This is a genomic window from Pseudomonas sp. S3E17 (assembly GCF_024168685.1).
In the GTDB taxonomy this organism is placed as follows: Bacteria; Pseudomonadota; Gammaproteobacteria; order Pseudomonadales; family Pseudomonadaceae; genus Aquipseudomonas; species Aquipseudomonas marginalis.
The window spans coordinates 3118626-3138950 of the sequence record NZ_JALJWE010000001.1; the positions used below are offsets into that span (position 1 = coordinate 3118626).

21 protein-coding genes, 1 tRNA gene and 1 pseudogene are annotated in these 20325 nt (G+C 60.6%); 15 read left to right on the forward strand and 8 right to left on the reverse strand.

Annotation, left to right across the window (positions count from 1 at the left end; translation table 11 throughout):
• The first annotated feature begins 144 nt into the window (after nucleotides 1-144).
• Both J3D60_RS13745 and J3D60_RS13750 read left to right on the forward strand, forming a co-directional pair.
• The gene (locus J3D60_RS13745; RefSeq protein ID WP_065940697.1) at nucleotides 145-1674 is read left to right on the forward strand and encodes an NCS1 family nucleobase:cation symporter-1; all 1530 of its coding nucleotides are present in this window, start codon (nucleotides 145-147) and stop codon (nucleotides 1672-1674) included.
• A gap of 13 nt (nucleotides 1675-1687) precedes the next feature.
• Entirely contained in the window at nucleotides 1688-2416 is a 729-nt protein-coding gene (locus J3D60_RS13750; RefSeq protein ID WP_253491748.1) for an aspartate/glutamate racemase family protein, read from the forward strand.
• 13 nt (nucleotides 2417-2429) lie between these two features.
• Here the strand turns inward: J3D60_RS13750 and J3D60_RS13755 are convergent, their stop codons facing one another.
• Nucleotides 2430-3353 carry a LysR family transcriptional regulator gene (locus J3D60_RS13755; RefSeq protein WP_253491750.1) on the reverse strand — a complete coding sequence of 308 codons (924 nt, stop codon included), beginning with the start codon at nucleotides 3351-3353 and terminating at the stop codon, nucleotides 2430-2432.
• Nucleotides 3354-3479: 126 nt separating this feature from the next.
• Between J3D60_RS13755 and J3D60_RS13760 the strand changes: the two genes are divergently transcribed.
• The gene (locus tag J3D60_RS13760; protein WP_027603657.1) at nucleotides 3480-4226 is read left to right on the forward strand and encodes a 3-oxoacyl-ACP reductase family protein; all 747 of its coding nucleotides are present in this window, start codon (nucleotides 3480-3482) and stop codon (nucleotides 4224-4226) included.
• A gap of 48 nt (nucleotides 4227-4274) precedes the next feature.
• On the opposite strand, the gene J3D60_RS13765 is transcribed toward J3D60_RS13760, so the two are convergent.
• A complete protein-coding gene (locus J3D60_RS13765; RefSeq protein WP_053132697.1) occupies nucleotides 4275-4964 on the reverse strand; it encodes an HAD-IA family hydrolase in 690 nt (229 codons plus the stop codon).
• 259 nt (nucleotides 4965-5223) lie between these two features.
• On the opposite strand from J3D60_RS13765, the pseudogene J3D60_RS13770 reads away from it, so the two are divergent.
• The 8 genes and pseudogenes from J3D60_RS13770 to J3D60_RS13805 form a co-directional block, all read left to right on the forward strand.
• A pseudogene (locus J3D60_RS13770) lies at nucleotides 5224-5475 on the forward strand (type II toxin-antitoxin system RelE/ParE family toxin); the annotation flags it as partial.
• Nucleotides 5459-5785 (forward strand): helix-turn-helix domain-containing protein, encoded by a 327-nt coding sequence (locus tag J3D60_RS13775; protein WP_065940700.1) that lies wholly within the window; start codon nucleotides 5459-5461, stop codon nucleotides 5783-5785. The pseudogene J3D60_RS13770 and the gene J3D60_RS13775, both read left to right, overlap by 17 nt.
• A gap of 49 nt (nucleotides 5786-5834) precedes the next feature.
• The gene (locus tag J3D60_RS13780) at nucleotides 5835-6200 is read left to right on the forward strand and encodes a DUF2784 domain-containing protein (RefSeq protein ID WP_253491752.1); all 366 of its coding nucleotides are present in this window, start codon (nucleotides 5835-5837) and stop codon (nucleotides 6198-6200) included.
• Between the two features lie 56 nt (nucleotides 6201-6256).
• Entirely contained in the window at nucleotides 6257-6835 is a 579-nt protein-coding gene (locus J3D60_RS13785) for a DUF4337 domain-containing protein (protein WP_027603653.1), read from the forward strand.
• Nucleotides 6836-6905: 70 nt separating this feature from the next.
• Entirely contained in the window at nucleotides 6906-7565 is a 660-nt protein-coding gene (locus J3D60_RS13790; RefSeq protein WP_253491754.1) for a M24 family metallopeptidase, read from the forward strand.
• A gap of 17 nt (nucleotides 7566-7582) precedes the next feature.
• Nucleotides 7583-7936, forward strand: a complete 354-nt coding sequence (locus J3D60_RS13795; RefSeq protein WP_027603651.1) for a gamma-glutamylcyclotransferase family protein — start codon at nucleotides 7583-7585, stop codon at nucleotides 7934-7936.
• A gap of 77 nt (nucleotides 7937-8013) precedes the next feature.
• A complete protein-coding gene (locus J3D60_RS13800; RefSeq protein ID WP_253491755.1) occupies nucleotides 8014-9054 on the forward strand; it encodes a DMT family transporter in 1041 nt (346 codons plus the stop codon).
• 338 nt (nucleotides 9055-9392) lie between these two features.
• Nucleotides 9393-9662, forward strand: coding sequence for a short-chain dehydrogenase (locus J3D60_RS13805; RefSeq protein ID WP_065924801.1), 270 nt, complete (start codon nucleotides 9393-9395; stop codon nucleotides 9660-9662).
• Nucleotides 9663-9747: 85 nt separating this feature from the next.
• On the opposite strand, the gene J3D60_RS13810 is transcribed toward J3D60_RS13805, so the two are convergent.
• Nucleotides 9748-9837 (reverse strand) — tRNA-Ser (locus J3D60_RS13810).
• Nucleotides 9838-10173: 336 nt separating this feature from the next.
• Here J3D60_RS13810 and J3D60_RS13815 point away from each other — a divergent pair.
• From J3D60_RS13815 to J3D60_RS13825, 3 genes are all read left to right on the forward strand, one after another.
• The gene (locus tag J3D60_RS13815) at nucleotides 10174-10866 is read left to right on the forward strand and encodes a crotonase/enoyl-CoA hydratase family protein (RefSeq protein ID WP_065940705.1); all 693 of its coding nucleotides are present in this window, start codon (nucleotides 10174-10176) and stop codon (nucleotides 10864-10866) included.
• 212 nt (nucleotides 10867-11078) lie between these two features.
• Complete coding sequence (locus tag J3D60_RS13820) at nucleotides 11079-11801, forward strand: 1-acyl-sn-glycerol-3-phosphate acyltransferase (protein ID WP_253491757.1); 723 nt, start codon at nucleotides 11079-11081, stop codon at nucleotides 11799-11801.
• 142 nt (nucleotides 11802-11943) lie between these two features.
• On the forward strand, nucleotides 11944-12915 hold the full coding sequence (locus tag J3D60_RS13825) for a magnesium and cobalt transport protein CorA (RefSeq protein WP_027603646.1): 972 nt from the start codon (nucleotides 11944-11946) through the stop codon (nucleotides 12913-12915).
• Here the strand turns inward: J3D60_RS13825 and J3D60_RS13830 are convergent.
• From J3D60_RS13830 to J3D60_RS13840, 3 genes are all read right to left on the reverse strand, one after another.
• Complete coding sequence (locus tag J3D60_RS13830; RefSeq protein ID WP_065940707.1) at nucleotides 12912-13637, reverse strand: amidotransferase; 726 nt, start codon at nucleotides 13635-13637, stop codon at nucleotides 12912-12914. The genes J3D60_RS13825 and J3D60_RS13830 overlap by 4 nt on opposite strands.
• 94 nt (nucleotides 13638-13731) lie before the next feature.
• Entirely contained in the window at nucleotides 13732-15876 is a 2145-nt protein-coding gene (locus tag J3D60_RS13835) for a 3-hydroxyacyl-CoA dehydrogenase NAD-binding domain-containing protein (protein ID WP_253491759.1), read from the reverse strand.
• Between the two features lie 16 nt (nucleotides 15877-15892).
• The gene (locus tag J3D60_RS13840; protein WP_065940709.1) at nucleotides 15893-17098 is read right to left on the reverse strand and encodes an acetyl-CoA C-acetyltransferase; all 1206 of its coding nucleotides are present in this window, start codon (nucleotides 17096-17098) and stop codon (nucleotides 15893-15895) included.
• A 640-nt stretch (nucleotides 17099-17738) separates the two neighbouring features.
• Between J3D60_RS13840 and J3D60_RS13845 the strand changes: the two genes are divergently transcribed.
• On the forward strand, nucleotides 17739-18545 hold the full coding sequence (locus J3D60_RS13845) for a cytochrome c (RefSeq protein WP_253491760.1): 807 nt from the start codon (nucleotides 17739-17741) through the stop codon (nucleotides 18543-18545).
• Between the two features lie 28 nt (nucleotides 18546-18573).
• Here J3D60_RS13845 and J3D60_RS13850 read toward each other — a convergent pair whose 3' ends face one another.
• Nucleotides 18574-19377, reverse strand: coding sequence for a transglutaminase family protein (locus J3D60_RS13850; RefSeq protein WP_253491761.1), 804 nt, complete (start codon nucleotides 19375-19377; stop codon nucleotides 18574-18576).
• Entirely contained in the window at nucleotides 19374-20324 is a 951-nt protein-coding gene (locus J3D60_RS13855) for an alpha-E domain-containing protein (RefSeq protein ID WP_027603640.1), read from the reverse strand. The genes J3D60_RS13850 and J3D60_RS13855 overlap by 4 nt, the downstream gene beginning before the upstream one ends.
• Nucleotide 20325 lies beyond the last annotated feature (1 nt).

Consider the following 20325-nt stretch of genomic DNA (forward strand, 5'->3'; position numbering starts at 1 on the left):
AACGAAATTGCCCAGGACTTTCATAGATCCAAAGCTGGCACGCATGTGGCTTAAGGTGAAATACGCTTTGTATACAATAAATACAAAACCTACATACACTTTGCCATCTGCAGCGCCTCAGCAGATGCGCTGGAGCCTGCCGGAATGCGTACAAGCCTCCCGAATAACATCGCACTGGATCTACCCTCCTCCGCCCTGAACCCGGACGCCGCGAGCCCCGGCCCCCTGGTGCTCAGCCCGCGCCTGCACAACAAGGACCTGGCGCCCACCAAAGTCGAAGGCCGACGTTGGGGGCGCTACAGCATCTTCGCGCTGTGGACCAATGACGTGCACAACATCGCCAACTATTCGTTCGCCATCGGCCTCTATGCGCTGGGCCTGGGCGGCTGGCAGATCCTGTTGTCCCTGGGCATCGGCGCGGCGCTGGTGTACTTCTTCATGAACCTGTCGGGGTATATGGGCCAGAAGACCGGCGTGCCGTTTCCGGTGATCAGCCGCATCAGCTTCGGCATTCACGGCGCGCAGATCCCGGCGTTGATCCGCGCGGTAATCGCGATTGCCTGGTTCGGTATCCAGACGTACCTGGCGTCGGTGGTGTTCCGCGTACTGCTGACGGCGATTCATCCGGGCTTTGCCGACTATGACCACAACTCGATCCTGGGATTATCGACCCTGGGCTGGGCCTGTTTCGTGGCGATCTGGTTCGTGCAACTGGTGATCCTGGCCTATGGCATGGAGATGGTGCGCCGCTATGAAGGCTTCGCCGGACCGGTGATTCTGCTGACGGTGGCGGCGCTGGCCGGCTGGATGTACTTCCAGGCCGGCGGCAACATTGCCTGGTCGATCCGTGAACCGCTGAGCGGCGGCGAGATGTGGCGCAATATCTTTGCCGGTGGCGCGTTGTGGCTGGCGATCTATGGCACGCTGATCCTCAACTTCTGCGACTTCGCGCGCTCTTCGCCGTGCCGCAAGACCATCCTCGTCGGCAACTTTTGGGGCCTGCCGGTGAATATCCTGGTGTTCGCAGCCATCACCGTGCTGCTGTGCGGCGGTCAATTCCAACTCAATGGCCGGGTGATCGAAAGCCCGACTGAAATCATCGCCGCCATCCCCAATACCTTCTTTCTCGTGCTGGGCTGCCTGGCGTTCCTGATCGTCACCGTGGCGGTGAACATCATGGCCAACTTTGTCGCGCCGGCCTTTGTGCTGAGCAACCTGGCGCCCAAATACCTGAACTTCCGCCGCGCCGGCTTGATCAGCGCCACCGTGGCCGTACTGATCCTGCCATGGAACCTCTACAACAGCCCCTTGGTGATCGTGTATTTCCTCTCCGGCCTGGGTGCGCTGCTGGGGCCGCTGTACGGGGTGATCATGGTCGATTACTGGCTGATTCGTAAAAGCCAGGTAGACGTGCCGCAGCTGTATAGCGAAAACCCGAATGGCGTTTATTACTACAGCCGTGGGGTGAATATGCGTGCCGTGGCAGCGTTTATTCCTGCAGCCGTGATCGCCATCCTGCTGGCGCTGTTGCCCGGATTTGCCAGCGTCTCACCGTTTTCCTGGTTGTTTGGCGCCGGTATTGCAGGGTTGCTGTACCTGCTGATCGCCAAGCGCCAGCCGTTCTACGCCGATGTCAGCGGCGAAAGCATTGCCGTCGATAACGTCAGTCACTGAGTAAGGACCTTCCATGCGTATCCTCGTGGTCAACGTCAACACCACCGAATCCATCACTGAAACCATCGCTCAACAGGCGCGGTCCGTGGCCTCGCCGGGCACCGAGATTGTCGGGCTCACGCCCTACTTCGGCGCGGAATCGGTGGAGGGCAACTTTGAAAGCTACCTGGCCGCCATCGCCGTGATGGACCGGGTGATGGCCTACGACCAACCCTTCGATGCGGTGATCCAGGCCGGCTACGGCGAGCACGGCCGGGAAGGTTTGCAGGAACTATTGAATGTGCCGGTAGTGGACATCACCGAAGCGGCGGCCAGCACCGCAATGTTCCTGGGCCACGCCTACTCCGTGGTCACCACTCTGGACCGCACCGTGCCGCTGATCGAAGACCGCCTGAAACTCGCCGGCCTGTACCAGCGCTGCGCCTCGGTGCGCGCCAGCGGCATGGCGGTGCTGCAGCTGGAAGAAGACCCGCTGGCCGCCATGGAAGCCATCGTGCGCCAGGCGGAACTGGCCATCCACGAAGACAAGGCCGAAGTGATCTGCCTGGGTTGCGGCGGCATGGCCGGGCTGGATGAGCAGATTCGCCAGCGCACCGGGGTGCCGGTGGTGGATGGGGTGACGGCGGCGGTGACCATTGCCGAATCCCTGGTGCGGCTGGGGTTGTCGACGTCGAAGATCCGCACTTACGCGACGCCACGGCCGAAGCAGGTGATTGGCTGGCCGACTCGGTTCGGCCGCTGACCGGCACCTGCTTTCAGATTGCGCTGAACCTCTGGCCCAGCTTCCTCTCGGCAAACTGCTCGATGATGAAATCCACAAACGCCCGGGTCTTGCCGGGCAGCAGTTTGTGCTCGGCGTAGTAGATGGAAATATTGCCGTCGTCGACACACCAGCCGGGCAACACCCTTACCACCTCGCCGCTGTCGAGGAACGGCACGGCCATGGGCATGCTCACCAGCGCAATCCCCAGGCCTTGGGCGCTGGCACAGCAGGCGGCTTCGGAGTCGCTCATGGTCATGCCGGGCTTGAGCACCAGCGGGCGGTGTTCACGTTCGACACTGGTCAACTGCCAGGAACGGATACGCCCGGTTTGCGGCGAGCGGATCAGAATGCCCTTGCAGCGCGACAAGTCTTCGGGCTCGCGCACCGGCGGGCGCTGCGCCAGGTAACCCGGCGAGGCCACCAGCACCCGATGCGCCGGCGCCAGCTTGCGCGCCACCACCCCTTGGGGCAGCTCAAAACCGCCACCGATGGCGGCATCGAAGCCCTGGCCGATCAGGTCCACCTGGCGGTTGTCGAAATGCCAGTCCGGGCTGATATCCGGAAAGCGCGCCATGAACGCCCCCAGCAACGGCACCACATAGCGATTGCCAAACACGGTGCCCATGCTGACCTTGAGCGTGCCCACCGGTCGCCCTTCGGCGCTGGCCAGGTTAGCCACGGCATTCTGGATGGTGGTGAGGCTGCCGCTGACTTCGGCCAGGAACAGCTTGCCGGCTTCGGTCAGGGCCAGGCGCCGGGTGCTGCGCTGGAACAGCCGCACGCCGAGGCGCGCTTCGAGCTTGGCGACGCTTTTGCCGACCGCCGCCGGGGTCAGGCTCAGGTGCCGGGCGGCCTCGGCAAAGCTGCCACCTTCAGCGCTGCGAACAAAGCATTCGATACTGCCAAAGCTTTCCATGTCGCCCCACTCTAAACTTTTGGTTTACACAGACTATAGCAATCACGGTCTACCGGCAGCGGCGAGCGAGGTCGATACTCGGCTCCAACAACAAGGCATTGCGCCTTGAATAACCAGGAGATCGACATGACCACACACAACCTCAGCGGCAAAGTCGCCTTGATTCAAGGCGGTTCCCGCGGCATCGGCGCCGCCATCGTCAAGCGCCTGGCCGCACAGGGTGCAGCCGTTGCCTTTACCTACGTCAGCTCGGCCGCCAAGGCTGAAGCCCTGCAGCACAGCGTGATCAGCGAAGGCGGCAAAGCCCTGGCGATTCACGCCGACAGCGCCGATGCCACTGCGATCCGCAACGCGGTCAACGCCACCGTGGAAGCCTTTGGCCGCCTGGACATCCTGGTGAATAACGCCGGCGTGCTGGCCATCGCACCGCTGGAAGACTTTAAGCTGGAAGACTTCGACCAGACCCTGGCGATCAACGTACGCAGCGTGTTTATCGCCACCCAGGAAGCCGCCAGGCATATGGGTGAAGGTGGCCGGGTGATCAACATCGGCAGCACCAATGCCGAACGCATGCCGTTTGGCGGTGGTGGCCCATACGCAATGAGCAAGGCGGCGCTGGTCGGTTTGACCAAGGGTTTGGCGCGGGATCTTGGACCGCGTGGCATCACGATCAATAACGTGCAGCCTGGGCCGGTGGACACGGACATGAACCCGGCAAACAGCGATTTTGCCGAGAGCCTGATCGGGCTGATGGCGGTGGGGCGTTACGGGCATGTGGAAGAGATTGCCAGTTTTGTGGCGTATCTGGCCGGGCCGGAAGCGGGGTATATCACCGGTGCCAGCCTGACTATCGATGGTGGCTTCAGCGCTTAAGCCAATGTGGGAGCGGCTTGCCCCCTCCCACAGGTTGACCTTGTTGGTTCAGGAGATGGGCGGCAGGCCATAGGCCGCCAGGTCGAAATCCGCAAGCTTGCGGATGATCTGGTCGGCATGCTGGTACTTGCTGTCGGCCATGGCCTCATCGGGCACGGCGATGGCAGTCATATGGGCGGCCTTCGCCGCCGTCACACCAAACGGCGAGTCTTCGAACACCAGGCAATCCTCGGGCGCAACGCCCAGGCGGCGCGCGGCGGTAAGGAAGATGTCCGGCGCAGGCTTGGCGGCGCCGACTTCCGGGTCGTCAGCGGTGACGATGGTGTCGAACAAACCAAACCACTCGCGGTGCAGGGTGGTCTTGTGGCCAAACGAATTGCGCGACGAACTGGTGCCCACGGCAATCGGTATGTTGTGCGCCTTCAAGTGCCGCACCAGCGCCTCCGCGCCAGGCATGCCCAAGGCCTTGGGAAAGCGCTCGCTCATCAACGGCTCGCGAATCTCGAGGAATTCAGCCGGGGTAATCGGCAGGTCCAGCGCCTTGACCACATAGTCGGCCAAATCCTGGGCGCCGCGCCCGATGATGTGCTGCTTGATGCCCCAGTCGTAGGTTCGGCCGTAGCGTTCAGCGATGATCTGCGTGACTTCGGTGTAGATGCCTTCCGTATCCAGCAATAACCCGTCCATATCGAAAATCACGGCCTTGATCGGACCGACTGCGGTACGCGGTGCATTCATCACTACAAACCCTGGAGGAAGGACTAAATGGATTCAGCACAATAACGGCCTGGGTTGCCTGCAAGCAACCTTCGCGGCCAGGTATTGAGTCGGCACAAGCCTGCAATCTGTGTGCGATCAGTGATTCATAGCGCGCAACAGTTTTACTCGCTCGCATGCCATGCGACCGTCTAGGTTTTGTAGGAACAGAGCGTTTGGCCGAAGGCTCGTCTTTGAAAAATACCCCTTGCAAACCTTATAAAAGACTTATTAACCTCTGATGAACTCAATCCACTGGACCCGAAAAGCCGTCAAGCAATTGCTTCGATTGCATTCGTATCATCAGCAACAAGTACGCGATGCCGTCTTCGCGCTTGAACGCATGCCCGAGGCAGTCAATGTCAAGGCGTTGGTCAACCACCCCCACGGTTACCGATTAAGGGTGGGTCATTACCGAGTCCTTTTCGACTGGGACGGCAATATCCAGGTAGTCAGCATTCAAGAGGTCAAGAAACGTGACGAGCGAACCTACTGCCATACAGATCATCCACAATACGGAGGGCAAGCCAGCGTTCGTGGTGATCCCTTATGAACACTATCTGGCCCGGCAGAACGATCCAAACCTCATCCCCCACGCGGTCGTCAGCCGCCTGGTAGATGGAGCCACTCCGATCCGAGCCTGGCGCGAACATCTGAACCTGACCCAGGAAGAAGTCGCCCAACGCCTGGGCATTTCCCAATCCGCATTTGCCCAGCAAGAGGCGGTGAACAAACCTCGCCGGACGACGCGGGAAAAGATTGCCAAGGCATTTGGCATTAACGCCGCTCAGCTCGAGCTATAAGGTCAACCGGGACAGTCCGCGCCTTCCAGCCACTTAAAAGCGAAACCCAATGCTCTATCGTCTAGCCGCAGACAGCCTCGTGCTGTTCCACCTGTGTTTCATCCTGTTCGTACTGTTTGGTGGGCTGCTGGCCCTGAAATGGCACCCGGTTATCTGGCTGCACCTGCCCGCCGCTGCGTGGGGCGTGGCGGTCGAAGTGTTCCACCTGCCCTGCCCGCTGACCCGCTGGGAAAACCTGTTCCGCCACCTCGCCGGGCAGGACGGTTATGGCGGTGGGTTTATCGAGCATTACATCCTCACACTGATCTACCCGGCCGGACTGACGCCACAGATCCAGCTGGGCCTGGGCGGGTTGGTGCTGGCGATCAATATTGCGGTGTATGTGCGCTTGATCCGGCGTTACGTACAGGCTTGAGACAGCTTCACTGGTGAAGAATCAGACTCCCTCAGTCCCTTCACCGGCGCGCCCCCATGTCCGAAGCCTTCGAAGTCCCCAGCCCCCACGAAAAACACCTCGAACACACCACAGAACATGCCCACGCCCGTGGTGACAGTTTCGCCAGCCGCATCGCCGTCATGACCGCGCTGATGGCCACCCTCGGCGCCATGCTCAGCTACCAGGCCGGCTCCACCGAGAGTGAGGCGGCGATGGACAAGAACAACGCGGCCATCATCAAGACCGACGCCGCCAACCAATGGAACTACTACCAGGCCAAGTCCAGCCGACAGAACCTGGCGGAACTCGCGACCCATATTCCCGGCGTGGATGCCGCCCATTACAAGGATGAGATCGAGCGCTACAAAAGCCAGAAGGAAGAGGTACGCAAGCAAGCGGAAAAACTGGAAGCGACCTCAAAGGAATGGGATGAAAAATCCGAGCAGGCCCTGCACCAGCATCATCGCTGGGCCCAGGCGATGACCGCGATTCAGATCGCAATTTCGCTGGCGGCGATTACGTTGTTGACGAGAAGGGAATGGTTGAAGCGCATGTCCTATGCGGCGGCGGGTGTGGCGGTGGTGCTAGGTAGCCTGGCCTGGCTGCATATCTAGCAATTTTACTTGGGCGCGTTGCACTCATCGCTATATAGTAAATGGCATAACGCTACCCAAGGAGAGACCGGTGTCCGCACAACCCAAAGAAGCCGTGGGCGCCGCCTACAGCATTGAATCCATGCGCTATGCCCAGGCCATGACCTGGCAAGCCATCGACCACCTCGCCCAGCGCATCCGCCCCGGCATGCTGGAATCCGAAGCGCGCGAATTGGGCAAGCACGTGCTTGCCGAGCTCGACATGCAACGCATCTGGCACCCGCTGCTGGTGCGCTTCGGCGCCAACACCCTCAAGACCTTCAAGCAGCGCTCCGATGGCGATCCGGTGCTGGGCGACAACGACATTTTCTTCATCGACATGGGCGCCGTGTGGCAAGGCCACGAAGGCGATGCCGGCGCGACCTTCGCCACCGGCAACGACGCGGACATGATCGCCTGCGCCCACGCCGCCAAGGCGCTGTTCGACCGCGTGCAAGCGCGCTGGAAAAACGACCACGTCGTCGGCCTGGAGCTTTACCGCTATGCCGAAGAACAAGCCCAGGCCATGGGCTGGCAACTGAACCTGGACATCAAGGGCCATCGCGTCAGCGACTTTCCCCACGCCATCCACCGTGGCGGCGACCTGGGTGACTTCGAACACTACCCGAATGCAGGGCTGTGGATCCTGGAAATCCAGATCGCCCACCCGACCAAGCCCTATGGCGCCTTCTATGAAGACTTACTCGCCTGACCGTTAAAGGAACAGAAATGGAACGCTCCACTGAACACTCTGTGCTGTTGTTTTCCTACGGCACATTGCAGGACAAAACCGTGCAACTGGCCAACTTCGGGCGGGAACTGGCGGGCCGACACGATGCAATGCTGGGCTACGCGCAAAGCTGGGTAGAAATCACCGACCCGCAGGTACTGGCCAGCAGTGGCAAGACCCATCACCCGATTGTGCAACCTACCACCGAGGCGGGGGCGCGTATTGAGGGGATGGTGTTTCAGATTTCCGAGCAGGAACTGGCGGCGGCGGATGCGTATGAAGTGGCGGACTACAAGCGCATGGCTGTGACGTTGGCGTCCGGGCTGACGGCGTGGGTGTATGTGCAAGCCTGAAGATGACGTTGCCCAAATCGCCCAAGCTTTAACCTGAGCCCGCGACGTATCATGGGCCAACCTTTCGAGGATGGCCCATGAACCTCAGTATCTTCTACGCACTCGCCGCCGCCGCCCTGTTCGGCGCCAGCACCCCGCTCGCCAAGCACCTCGGCCTGGGCCTCTCGCCCGTGCTGCTCGCCGGCCTGCTCTATCTTGGCAGTGGCGTCGGCCTCGCGGGTGTGCGCGTTATTCGTGATCGCGGCTGGAAACCCTCCGGGCTAACCCCTTCGGAATGGCCCTGGCTGCTCGGCGCCATCGCATTCGGCGGCATCCTCGGGCCCGTCGCGTTGATGTTCGGCCTGACCCGCACCGCCGGCGCCACCGCCTCCCTGATGCTCAACCTGGAATCGGTGCTGACCGCCGTTATCGCCTGGGTCGTGTTCAGGGAAAACGCCGACCGTCGCATCGTCCTGGGGATGATCGCCATCGTGCTGGGCGGCGTGGTGCTGTCGGGGGCCGACGGCGGTGGAACCAGCCATGACTGGACGGGGCCGCTGGCGGTGGCCGTGGCGTGCCTGTGCTGGGGGATCGATAACAACCTGACACGCAAGGTGTCTGCGTCGGACGCGCTGTTTATCGCCGGGGCCAAGGGATTGATTGCGGGGCTGGTGAATGGCGGGTTGGCGCTTTATCTCGGGGCGCAGATTCCGGGCATGGCGCAGCTGGCGCCTATCTTGCTGGTTGGCTTTCTGGGCTATGGCATCAGCCTGGTGATGTTCGTACTGGCGTTGCGCGGACTGGGCAGTGCACGCACGGGGGCGTATTTTTCGACTGCGCCGTTCCTGGGGGCCGCGATCGCGGTGCTGTTGTTGGGTGAGTCAGTGACGCTGGCGTTCTGGATTGCATCGGCGTTGATGGCCGTGGGGGTTTGGCTGCACCTGACGGAGCGGCATGCCCATGAACATCAGCATGACGCGACGGAACACGGGCATCGGCATGTGCATGATGAACACCATCAGCATGAGCACGGGTTTGAGTGGGATCCGGCGGAACCCCATAGCCATGTGCATGTGCACAGTCCGCTGAGGCACAGCCATGCGCATTTTCCGGATGTGCATCATCGGCATAGGCATTGAAGGGAGATGTATTGCGCAGCAGCAATAGATTTGAGCAACTCCCTACAAAGCTCTCAGAAGCGCCACTCTCCCACTTCAAAACCGCCCAGCCTATAGTCCCTCGGTCGCTGACATGGCGATCGGGTTTGGCGACTCGAGGATAAATCGACAGATGCCTCCCGGCGATTTGCGGGATGCTTCTGCGCGCAATAAGCTGCTCGATGGTAGCTGTGCGTGGGAGACCTTCGGGTCTGCCGGTTTTTCCGATTGTCCCGGTTCGCCAACCTGCGTACAGCTGCCACCCTTTTGTTTGGCGACAAATGTGTGGTTGCTACCCTTCGACAACCGGAGCTCCACATATGAACCAATACATGGCCCTAACCAGCAATGACAGTGCCACACCTGCGCTTTTTGTCGATACAACCGCACCACTGGAAATCCTCCTCGACGCCGCGACCTATCGACTGCGTGCCGTGACACAGGTCCTAGAGAACCTTGCGCTGCGCGGTGAAATAAATAGCGATGCGGTCGTACTCAGCGATTTTGCCTTACTGTGCTCAATCCCGTTACGCGATGGGTGTGACTTGCTGGACGTCATAGGGCGAAGGATGGATACACCAAGCGAATGATTTGAATTAGGTTAGTGTTTCAAACCCCAGAAATCACAAAACCCCTGGTTTCTTTAGAAACCAGGGGTTTTGTTTACATCGAATTTGGCGGTGAAGGAGAGATTCGAACTCTCGATACAATTTCTTGTATACACACTTTCCAGGCGTGCTCCTTAAGCCACTCGGACACTTCACCGTATCTCGTCAAACCAGTTCAGTCTGTCGAGGCGCGCTAATGTAGTCGAAAGCCTTTCTGATGGCAAAGGTTTTTTTCAGAATTTTCATGCGGTTAGACGGCTATGCCGGGATGCGCCCGGCAAGGGGTGGTGATTCTGCCATTCTTGGGCATGGGCGGCCTGTGTCTGGGGTCGGTGTTGCGCCCTGCCCCAGGCCTTCCAGTGCTCTCCCTGCGGGGAAAGTCTGACTGGGTAGTCAGTCACGGCGCTTTACCGGGGCGGGCGTGGTGGGTAACGTCTGCGCATGCGCCTTTATAAACAGCCTCTCTATAACAAATCCTACAAGGAACCGCGTCATGAGTGAGTTGATTGCTTACCACCTCGAAGACGGTATCGCGACCCTGACCCTGAGCAACGGCAAGGTGAATGCCATTTCTCCGGATGTGGTCAGTGCGTTCAATACAGCGCTGGACCAGGCCGAGAAAGATCGGGCGGTGGTGGTGATCACCGGCACGCCGGGGATTCTGTCGGGTGGTTATGATTTGAAGGTGATGACGGCCGGCCCTAAAGAAGCCATCGGCCTGGTGACGTCGGGTTCGACGTTGGCGCGTCGCCTGTTGTCCCACCCGTTTCCGGTGATTGTGGCGTGCCCTGGGCATGCGGTGGCAAAGGGGGCTTTCCTGTTGTTGTCGGCAGATTATCGGATTGGGGTGGAAGGCCCGTTCAGTATTGGCCTGAATGAGGTGGCGATCGGCATGACCATGCACCACGCCGGTATCGAGTTGGCGCGGGACCGTCTGCGTAAGTCGGCGTTTCATCGGTCGGTGATCAATGCCGAGATGTTTGACCCGCAAGGCGCGTTGCAGGCCGGCTTCCTCGACAAGGTGGTGGCACCTGAAGAGCTGCAGGCGGCGGCGCTGGAAGCGGCACGTCAGTTGAAGAAGCTGAATATGAATGCCCATAAGCACACCAAGCTGAAAGTGCGTAAGGCGCTGCTGGAGGCGTTGGATGAGGCAATCATCCAGGATCAGGGCCATATCCTGAGTTAATACCTACAACCGAAACATCGAAGCCCGACCTTGCGTCGGGCTTTTTCGTACAAATGAATCCGAAACATCTTTAGCCGCTCTAGCCTGCCTATATCGGCACATGTTGAAACATGTGCTTAAACATCGCCTATCTCCTACCTCTTTACGGGTAATTGCCGAATTCAGTGCACATCCGTACACTGCGCCACCTTTTATCCCGATGGGCCGTGTCGATGCTTTTTCTGTTACGCATGTTATTGATGGGCCTGCACTTTATGGTGGCCGGTGTACTGGGCGTACTGCTCGGGGCCTGCCGGCCATTCAACCCGGACAACAGTCGCTTGTGCGCGCGCCTCTATGCGCTGCCGGCCATGTGGATCCTGCGGCTGAGGGTGAAGACCGATGTCGACTCCCTGCGCAACAAGCCTGGTACGTGCGTGATCATCGCCAATCACCAGTCCAACTATGACCTGTTTGTGCTGGGCACCGTGGTGCCCCATCGCACTGTGTGTATCGCCAAAAAAAGCCTGAAATGGGTACCGCTGTTCGGCCAGTTGTTCTGGCTGGCGGGCAATGTGCTGATCGACCGCGGCAATGCGCACAAGGCACGTCGCGCGATGCTCACCACCACTCATACGTTGCAGCATCAGGACACGTCGATCTGGGTGTTTCCGGAAGGCACGCGCAACCTGGGCAAAGGCCTGTTGCCGTTCAAGAAAGGCGCGTTTCATATGGCCATCGCCGCTGGCGTGCCCATCGTGCCGGTGTGTGTCAGCAATTACGTCACCCATATGAAGCTCAATCGCTGGAACAGCGGTGATGTGCTCATACGTTCGTTGCCGCCGATTCCGACTGTGGGCCTGACTTCGGATGACATCCCGCGGTTGATGCAGACCTGTCAGGCGCAGATGGATGAGTGCATTGCAGCGATGGATCGCGAAGTGCAATCTGCCTGAACACCTTGTTTCGGGGGCCTTGCTCGACAACGCAAGCAGGCGTGCTCGCCACAAAAAGCACGTGCCTGCAACAGGAACAATGGAACGCCATTCAAGCTAAGCTGCCCAACACCTGTCCTCCTAATAAGAAGTGATCAGCACCATGGGTAGAGTTGTTGCGGCCGCCGTGTACAGCGCCGGAAAGAAAGTCACGGATATCACCCTCGACGAAGGCGCGGCCTGGGCCGCCAAACCCGGGCACTTTGTGTGGATCGGCCTGGAAGAGCCCAACGCCCAGGAGCTGGCCAACCTGCAACGCCAGTTCAACCTGCATGAACTGGCCATCGAAGATGCCCTGGAAAAACACAGCCGCCCCAAGCTGGAAACCTTCGGCGACGCACTGTTTATCGTCACCTATTCACCGGTACGCGAGAACGGCAAGCTGGAGTTTATCGAGACCCATATCTTCGCCGGCAACGGCTACATCATCACTGCGCGCAACGGCCATTCGGCGTCCTACGGCTTTGTCCGGCAACGCTGTGAGGCACGGCCGTTATTGCTGGAGCATGGGGAAGATTTCGTACTCTATGCCCTGCTGGATTTTGTCACCGAGAACTACCAGCCGGTCAGCGAGGCGATCCACGCCGAGATCGATGAACTGGAGCACAACGTGCTGTGCAGCTCGCTGAGCGAGCGCGATATCCAGAAGATCCATGGCCTGCGCCGCGACGTGCTGCGACTCAAGCGCTATGTGGCGCCGATGGTGGAGATCAGCCAGGAGCTGCAGAAGCTGAGCTTCCCGTTTATCGACAAGAACATGCGCCCGTATTTCCGTGACGTGCAGATCCACGTGACGCGGCAGATGGAAGACCTCACCACCCTGCGCGATATCGCCAGCCAGACCATCGAGATCGGTGTATTGCTTGAGGCCTCGCGCCAGAGCGTGGTGCAGCGCAAGTTTGCCGCGTGGGCGGCGATCCTGGCGTTCCCCACCGCGGTGGCGGGGATTTATGGGATGAACTTCCAGAACATGCCCGAGCTGCAATGGCACTACGGCTATTTTGCGGTGCTCGGGTTTATTGCGTTCGGTTGCACCGGCTTGTGGGCCAGTTTCAAACGCTCGGGCTGGCTTTAAACCCGGGCTTCAGGCTTGTGCGCCACGAAACGCATCATCCATTCCGCCACGGTGACGCCGTGGTGGTCGCGCGCCAGGCTGGCCACGCCGTTTGTGTAGACTTTTTCACCCAGGGTTGTCTGAAGAATCTCCAGCAACTCGCGGGAATAGTCATGGATAAATTCCGGATGCCCCTGGAAGCACAGCACCTGGTCGCCGATGTGATAGGCGGCGAACGGGCAAAACTCGCTGGAGGCGATGACCGTGGCATTGTCCGGCAAGGTGGTGACCTGGTCCTGGTGGCTGATCAATAGCGTCAGCTCTGGCACTTCAGGGCTCATCCACGGCGCCTGGGTATCCAGTTTGTAATCGTGAATGCCCATGCCCCAGCCCTGCCCCGCGCGCTCGGCCTTGCCGCCCAGCAGCAGCGCGAGCAATTGATGGCCGAAGCAGATGCCCAGCAACTTATCGCCGCGCTCATAGCGTTCGAGCAGGTAGGTCTTGAGGGTCTGGATCCAGGGGTCGGTGCCGAAGGAATCGGCCTTGCTGCCGGTCACCAGGTAGGCGTCGAACACTTCGTCGTCCGACGGGTATTCGCCCTGCACCACGTTGTACACAACGAATTCGGCGGCAATCGGCTGCTTGGAGAACAGGCGCTTGAACATCTGCCCGTAGCCTTGGTATTGATCGATCAAGCCTGGACGCAGGATATCGGTTTCCAGGATACAGACGCGTAGCGACATAAAAAATACCTGACACGGTGATGGGAATAATGCACACCCCAGAGCCTGCCTTGAAATACCCTGACAAGGCAAGCCCTGTACATGCCCAAAACCGTCAGAAGGTCGTGTTCTGCGCCGCTTTGTCGAGCAACAACGCCGGCGGCGAGAACCGCTCCCCATACTGTTCGGCCAGGTAGCGGGCGCGGGCGATGAAGTCGTTGAGGCCGTACTGGTTGATAAACTGCAACGCGCCACCACTCCAGGCGGCAAAACCAATCCCGAAGATCGACCCCACGTTGGCGTCCGCGGTGGACATCAACACGCCCTCCTCCACGCAGCGTACGGTTTCGATGGCCTGGATGAACAGCAAACGGTCGCGCACATCCTGCGCTGAAATCTGCTGGTCGGCTCGCTCAAAGCGCGCTTTCAATTCAGGCCACAAATGCTTCTGCCCGCCCGCCGGGTACTCGTAGAAACCTCCCCCCGCCGCCTTGCCCGCGCGTTTGTACTCGTTCACCAACAGATCAATCACCACCGTCGCCGGATGGCTCGGCACTGTTATACCTTCCGCCTGCAGATCCTTGGCAGCCTGCTGGCGGATATGGCTCATCAGGCTGAGGGACACTTCGTCGGACACCGCCAACGGCCCCACCGGCATACCCGCCTTGCGCGCCTCGGTCTCGATCATCGGCGCAGCCACGCCTTCGCCCAACATGGCGATGCCTTCATTGGTGAAGGTGCCGAACACCCGCGAGGTGAAGAACCCACGGCTGTCGTTGACCACGATCGGAGTTTTCTTGATTTGCAGGACGAAATCGAAACCTCGGGCCAGGGTTTCGTCCGAAGTGCGGGCGCCCTTGATAATTTCCACCAGGGGCATCTTGTCCACCGGGCTGAAGAAATGCAGGCCGATGAACTTGCCTTGATCCGGCACCGCCGTGGCCAGGCCGCTGATGGGCAAGGTGGACGTGTTGGAGGCGATCACCGCGTCATCGCCGACAACACGGTGGGCGGCAGCCGAAACCTTGGCCTTGAGTTCACGGTCTTCGAACACGGCCTCGATGATCAGGTCACAGCCAGCCAGATCAGCATCCGAAGCCGTAGGATGAATCCGCGCTAGGGTGGTTTCGCGCTGCTCGGCGGTCAATTGCCCACGGCTGACCTTCTTGTCCAACAGCGCCGCCGAATGTGCCTTGCCCTTCTCGGCGGCTGCCAGGTTGATGTCCTTGAGCACGACTTCGATGCCCGCACAGGCGCTGACATAGGCGATGCCCGCGCCCATCATCCCGGCGCCGAGCACTCCGACCTTACGCGTCACGTAAGGCGCAAAGCCCTGAGGCCGCGAGCTACCGGCGTTGATTTCATTGAGCTGGAACCAGAAGGTGCCAATCATGTTTTTCGCCACCTGCCCGGTGACCAATTCGGTGAAGTAGCGGGTTTCAATCACGTGCGCGGTGTCGAAATCCACCTGCGCGCCCTCCACGGCGGCGCAGAGGATTTTCTCCGGGGCCGGGAAGCAGCCATTGGTTTTGCTGCGCAAAATCGACGGTGCGATGGCGAGCATTTGCGCCACTTTCGGGTGAGACGGCGTACCACCGGGAATCTGATAGGCCTTGTTGTCCCACGGCTGACTGGCCTGCGGATTGGCGAGAATCCATGCGCGGGATTTGGCCAGCAGCTCCGTGCGATCCGCCGCCAGCTCATCCACCCACCCGGCTTGCAGCGCTTGCCGGGGCCGGACTTTTTTGCCTTCGAGCAAATACGGCAAGGCCTTTTCCAAGCCCAGCATGCGCACCATCCTCACCACACCACCGCCGCCTGGCAGCAGGCCAAGGGTGACCTCCGGCAAACCGAGTTGCACCGACTTGTCATCCAGCACGACGCGGTAGTGACACGCCAGGCAGATCTCCCAACCGCCGCCGAGGGCTGCGCCATTGATCGCGGCCACCACCGGCCTGCCGAGGGTTTCCAGGCTGCGCAGTTGCGCCTTCAACACCAGGACGCTGGCGTAGAAATCCTTGGCCTGGGCCTTGTCGACCTTGATCAGTTCATTGAGGTCGCCGCCGGCGAAAAAGGTCTTCTTCGCCGAGGTGATAACCACGCCGGCAATGTCGTCCTTTTCCGCTTGCAGGCGTGCGACGGTGGCCGCCATCGCCTCACGGTACGCGGCGTTCATGGTGTTGGCGCTCTGGCCGGGCATGTCGAGGGTCAGCACCACGATCTGGTCCTGGCCTTTTTCGTAACGAATGGCAGCGGTCATGACAAATTCCTTGGGCTCAGAGGCGTTCGATAATGGTGGCGATGCCCATGCCGCCGCCGACACACAGGGTGGCCAGGCCGTAGCGCTGCTGGCGCACCTCCAGTTCGTCGAGCAGGGTGCCGAGGATCGCGCAACCCGTGGCGCCCAACGGGTGGCCCATGGCGATGGAGCCGCCGTTGACGTTGACGCGTTCGGCGTCGATGCCCATGTCCTTGATGAACTTGAGCACCACCGAGGCAAAGGCTTCGTTGACCTCGAACAGGTCGATGTCTTCTACGCGCAAACCGGCCTTGGCCAGCGCTTTACGGGTGGCCGGCGCCGGGCCTGTGAGCATGATGGTCGGGTCGGTGCTAGTGACGGCCGTGGCGACGATGCGCGCCCGCGGTTGCAGGCCCAGCTCGCGGCCCTTCGCTTCGGAGCCGATCAACATCAATGCGGCGCCGTCGACAATGCCGGAGCTGTTGCCTGGTGTGTGGACGTGGTGGATGCGTTCCACATGGCTGTAGACCCGCAACGCGGTGGCGTCGAAGCCCATCTGCCCCATCATTTCGAAGCTGGGCTTGAGTTTGCCGAGGCCTTCGAGGGTGGAATCGGCGCGAATGAATTCATCATGGTCCAGCAGCACGATGCCGTTCTGGTCCTGCACCGCGATCAACGACTTGTTGAAGGAACCGTCTGCACGCGCCCTGGCGGCTTTCTGCTGGGACTGTAGGGCAAAGGTATCGACATCCTCGCGGGTGAAACCTTCCAGGGTGGCGATCAGATCGGCGCCGATACCCTGGGGCGTGAAGTGGCTGTGCATGTTGGTCTGCGGGTCGAGCACCCAGGCCCCGCCATCGCTGCCCATGGGCACGCGGGACATGGACTCCACGCCGCCGACCACCACCAGGTCCTCAAAGCCGGAACGCACTTTCATCGCGCCGAGGTTAACCGCCTCCAGGCCCGAGGCGCAGAAGCGGTTGATCTGTACACCGGCGACGCTGACGGCCCAGTCCGCCACCAGGGCGGCGGTCTTGGCGATGTCGGCGCCCTGGTCGCCCACCGGGGTAACGCAGCCGAGCACGATGTCATCCACCTGCTGGGTGTCGAGGTCGTTGCGTTGCCCCAGCGCGGTGAGCAGGCCGGCCACCAGGTTTACCGGCTTGATGCTGTGCAGGGCACCGTCGGCCTTGCCTTTGCCGCGGGGGGTGCGTATCGCATCAAAGATCAAAGCTTGGGTCATGACGTCCTCGAACCATTGCGCAGTAATGCCCTTACCTTAGGCCCGATTGACACGGTTTCAATGACGGATGCGCTCATTGCTTTTGACCGCCACGCTCGGACGAACGGTAGGCACCTAAGGTAATTGCTGGATTAATCGTTTTAGCTGTCTAGCCAAGGCATTGGCGCCAAGATGGCGTTATGCCTCATGCCTTTTTAAGCTGAAATGCTGATCAGGTGATATGAAATGGGTCTAAGCCGCGCAGAACGAGGGCTCTAAGGTTCAATCAGTAAGAAGTTGCTGCCGGGTTTTGCTGGAGCAGCTGTAAGAAAAGCGACACGTCACATTGCGATACTCATATTCAACGGCACGCATTTGACGCTCAGGAATAACAACAAAAGGCAGTCAGCCATGTTCAAACATTCGAAAGTACGTCAGGCGGGACTTATTCTGTTCGCCACCACATTGATTCTGATCTTGCCCAACTTGACCAAGGTCATTGGGTGACCTCTTCTTGAGCCTGTTCTGTACCTCAGGATTACCGCTTTTGGCAGCACCTGCCGGGACTTCGTGCATAGCGATCCTGTTGCAGGGGCTGCCTTTTTACCTGCATTTTTCCGCTATCGTGGGCCCTATCGCCACTTAACACGGGGCCGCCGTCTTGAAACCGTTCTTCGCATTCCTTGCCTTGTTGCTCGCCCTGCCCGCTTCGGCGGCGCAATTGACCGTCGAGTTGGATCACAGCCGCAAGACCTGGCAGACCGCCGACCTGCTCAAGCATCCGGATGCGCAGACAGTGCAGGTCGTCGATGACGTTTCCTACAAGCGCAACATGACCTATCGCGCAGTACCGCTGGCAGTGCTCCTGCCGGGCCTACAGCCCGATAATCATCTGCAAGCCGTTGCCCTGGATGGCTTCGCCGCCGAACTGGCGGCGGCACCGTTGCTGCAAAAAAACGGCGCCCGCGCCTGGCTGGCCGTGGAAGACCCGGACCACCCATGGCCCCCGTTGGCAGACGGCAAGCCGAGTGCCGGGCCGTTCTACCTGGTGTGGACCGATCCGCAGGCCGGGCATATCAGCCCGGAGCAGTGGCCGTTCCAGATCTCCGCGATCAAGCAGTTGAAGACGGTGGCCGAACGTTTTCCGGCGCTGTTGCCCGACCCGAGGTTGGCGGCGGATGATCCGGTCAACCAGGGCTTTGCGCTATTCCAAAAGAACTGCCTGGCCTGTCACCGCCTCAATGGCGCCGGCGATGCACAGGTGGGGCCGGACCTGAATGTTCCCTACAACCCTACGGAATATTTCAGCGGCGACTTCCTCAAGCGCTATATCCGCGACCCGCAGAGCCTGAGGCACTGGCCGCAGGCGAAGATGCCAGCGTTCGCCGCCAGCGTGTTGCCTGACAGCGAGCTGGAATTGCTGGTGGGGTACTTGAAGCATATGGCGGGGCGTAAGCAACACCCCTGAACCCAGCCTGATCTCGGTGGCGAGCGGGTTATTGCTGCTGGACCAGGACCACCGGCGTCGGCGCCACGAACACCTTGGCATGCATCTGCTCATGCCCACCGCCACGGCGCATGCCGCGCACCGGGCAAGCGTCGAGGTAGTCCAGGCCCACGGCCAGTTTCAAATGCCGCTCCGGCCGGGCCAGTTGGTTGGTCACGTCAAAGCTGTACCAGGCGTCATCCAGCCAGGCTTCTGCCCAGGCGTGGCTGGCCAGGTGAGTACTGTCTTCCGTGTACAAATACCCCGACACATACCGCGCAGGAATGCCCAGGCTGCGCGCGCAGGCCAGGAACGCATGGGTATGGTCCTGGCACACCCCCGCCCGCCCTGCGAAGGCCTGGGCGGCGCAGGTGTCGACTTCGGTGGCGCCGGGCGTGTAGACCATCGACTGGTTGAGGGCGTGCATCAGGTCGATCAGGGCCGTGCGATCACGACGCTGGTGGCAATGCTGTTGCACGAAGGCGCGCAGGGCTTCGTCGGGCTCGGTCAGGCGGGTGCAGCGCAGGAACGGAAAGGCTGACTGGCTCTCGTGTTCAGCCTCACGCAGCTCATCGATATCCACCTGGCCACGGGCGCCAATGATGATGGCGTCGTGGGGTTCGTCCAGGGTCAGCACGTGCAGGATGTTGCCGAACGGGTCGATCTGCGCGCGCACCGGGCGAGGCAGGTCCAGTTGCCAACTGAGCACATGCTGGCGCTCGCTGTCGTGGGGCGTGAGGCGCAGGTATTGGATGCTGGCGCGTACCTGGTCTTCGTAGTGGTAGGTGGTTTCGTGGCTGATGGAGAGTCTCATGCGGCCTCCAGGTAGGAACTGTAGATGGCGTCGCCCAACTGGCGGACCAAGGGGATAAAGTCGGTCAGCCAGGCATGCAGGCCTTCCTCGAGGATTTCATCGATCGCGGTAAACCGCAGGCGCGCGTCCATCTCGGCCGCCAGGCGCTGGGCCGGACGGCCATTGATGCCGGGCAGGCTGGCGAGGATCTGGTCGATCTCTTCGCTGCAGGCCCGCAGGGAGCGCGGTACATCGGCGCGCAACAGCAACAGCTCCGCGACTTGCCGGGCACCTGGGGCGTCGCGGTAGATCTCGGTGTAGGCCTCGAACGACGATAACGCGCGCAGCAAGGCACTCCATTGATAGTAGGCGTGGGCAGTGCCATCGGTGACCGCTTCGGCCTGGTCACCGGCCATTTCATAGCGCGCATCCAGCAGGCGCAGGGTGTTGTCGGCGCGCTCGATAAACGTACCCAGCCGAATAAAACGGAAGGCGTCATTGCGCATGATGGTGCCGTAGGTCGCCCCCCGGAACAGATGGGAACGCTCCTTGACCCACTCGCAGAACCGGCTCATGCCGTAGCGGCTGAGGCCCTGCTGTGAGATTTCGCGAATCTCCAGCCAGGTTGCGTTGATGTTTTCCCACATGTCGGCAGTAATTCGCCCACGCACAGCATGGGCGCTGGCCCGCGCGGCACCGAGACAACTGTAGATGCTGGCCGGGTTGGCCGCATCCAGTGCGAAGAAATGCAGCAGGCGTTCGGCGTGCAATTCGCCGTGGCGCTCGCGGTAATCATCCAGCGTGCCGGTGATCAACAACGGCATGGCCAGTTCATGCAGGCCATCACCGCGCCCATCCTGTGGCATCAGCGACAGCGAATAACTGACATCGAGCATGCGCGCGAGGTTTTCCGCGCGTTCCAGGTAGCGCGACATCCAGTACAAATCCGAGGCAGTTCTACTCAACATG

Coding starts and splice junctions, on each gene's coding strand:
- J3D60_RS13750 (WP_253491748.1), top strand. CDS start 1,688: ATGCGTATCCTCGTGGTCAACGTCAACACCACCGAATCCATCACTGAA.
- J3D60_RS13835 (WP_253491759.1), bottom strand. CDS start 15,876: ATGACCGCTGCCATTCGTTACGAAAAAGGCCAGGACCAGATCGTGGTG.
- J3D60_RS13825 (WP_027603646.1), top strand. CDS start 11,944: ATGGGTAGAGTTGTTGCGGCCGCCGTGTACAGCGCCGGAAAGAAAGTC.
- J3D60_RS13795 (WP_027603651.1), top strand. CDS start 7,583: ATGGAACGCTCCACTGAACACTCTGTGCTGTTGTTTTCCTACGGCACA.
- J3D60_RS13830 (WP_065940707.1), bottom strand. CDS start 13,637: ATGTCGCTACGCGTCTGTATCCTGGAAACCGATATCCTGCGTCCAGGC.
- J3D60_RS13820 (WP_253491757.1), top strand. CDS start 11,079: ATGCTTTTTCTGTTACGCATGTTATTGATGGGCCTGCACTTTATGGTG.
- J3D60_RS13815 (WP_065940705.1), top strand. CDS start 10,174: ATGAGTGAGTTGATTGCTTACCACCTCGAAGACGGTATCGCGACCCTG.
- J3D60_RS13850 (WP_253491761.1), bottom strand. CDS start 19,377: ATGAGACTCTCCATCAGCCACGAAACCACCTACCACTACGAAGACCAG.
- J3D60_RS13785 (WP_027603653.1), top strand. CDS start 6,257: ATGTCCGAAGCCTTCGAAGTCCCCAGCCCCCACGAAAAACACCTCGAA.
- J3D60_RS13840 (WP_065940709.1), bottom strand. CDS start 17,098: ATGACCCAAGCTTTGATCTTTGATGCGATACGCACCCCCCGCGGCAAA.
- J3D60_RS13760 (WP_027603657.1), top strand. CDS start 3,480: ATGACCACACACAACCTCAGCGGCAAAGTCGCCTTGATTCAAGGCGGT.
- J3D60_RS13755 (WP_253491750.1), bottom strand. CDS start 3,353: ATGGAAAGCTTTGGCAGTATCGAATGCTTTGTTCGCAGCGCTGAAGGT.
- J3D60_RS13805 (WP_065924801.1), top strand. CDS start 9,393: ATGAACCAATACATGGCCCTAACCAGCAATGACAGTGCCACACCTGCG.
- J3D60_RS13780 (WP_253491752.1), top strand. CDS start 5,835: ATGCTCTATCGTCTAGCCGCAGACAGCCTCGTGCTGTTCCACCTGTGT.
- J3D60_RS13765 (WP_053132697.1), bottom strand. CDS start 4,964: ATGAATGCACCGCGTACCGCAGTCGGTCCGATCAAGGCCGTGATTTTC.
- J3D60_RS13800 (WP_253491755.1), top strand. CDS start 8,014: ATGAACCTCAGTATCTTCTACGCACTCGCCGCCGCCGCCCTGTTCGGC.
- J3D60_RS13745 (WP_065940697.1), top strand. CDS start 145: ATGCGTACAAGCCTCCCGAATAACATCGCACTGGATCTACCCTCCTCC.
- J3D60_RS13855 (WP_027603640.1), bottom strand. CDS start 20,324: ATGTTGAGTAGAACTGCCTCGGATTTGTACTGGATGTCGCGCTACCTG.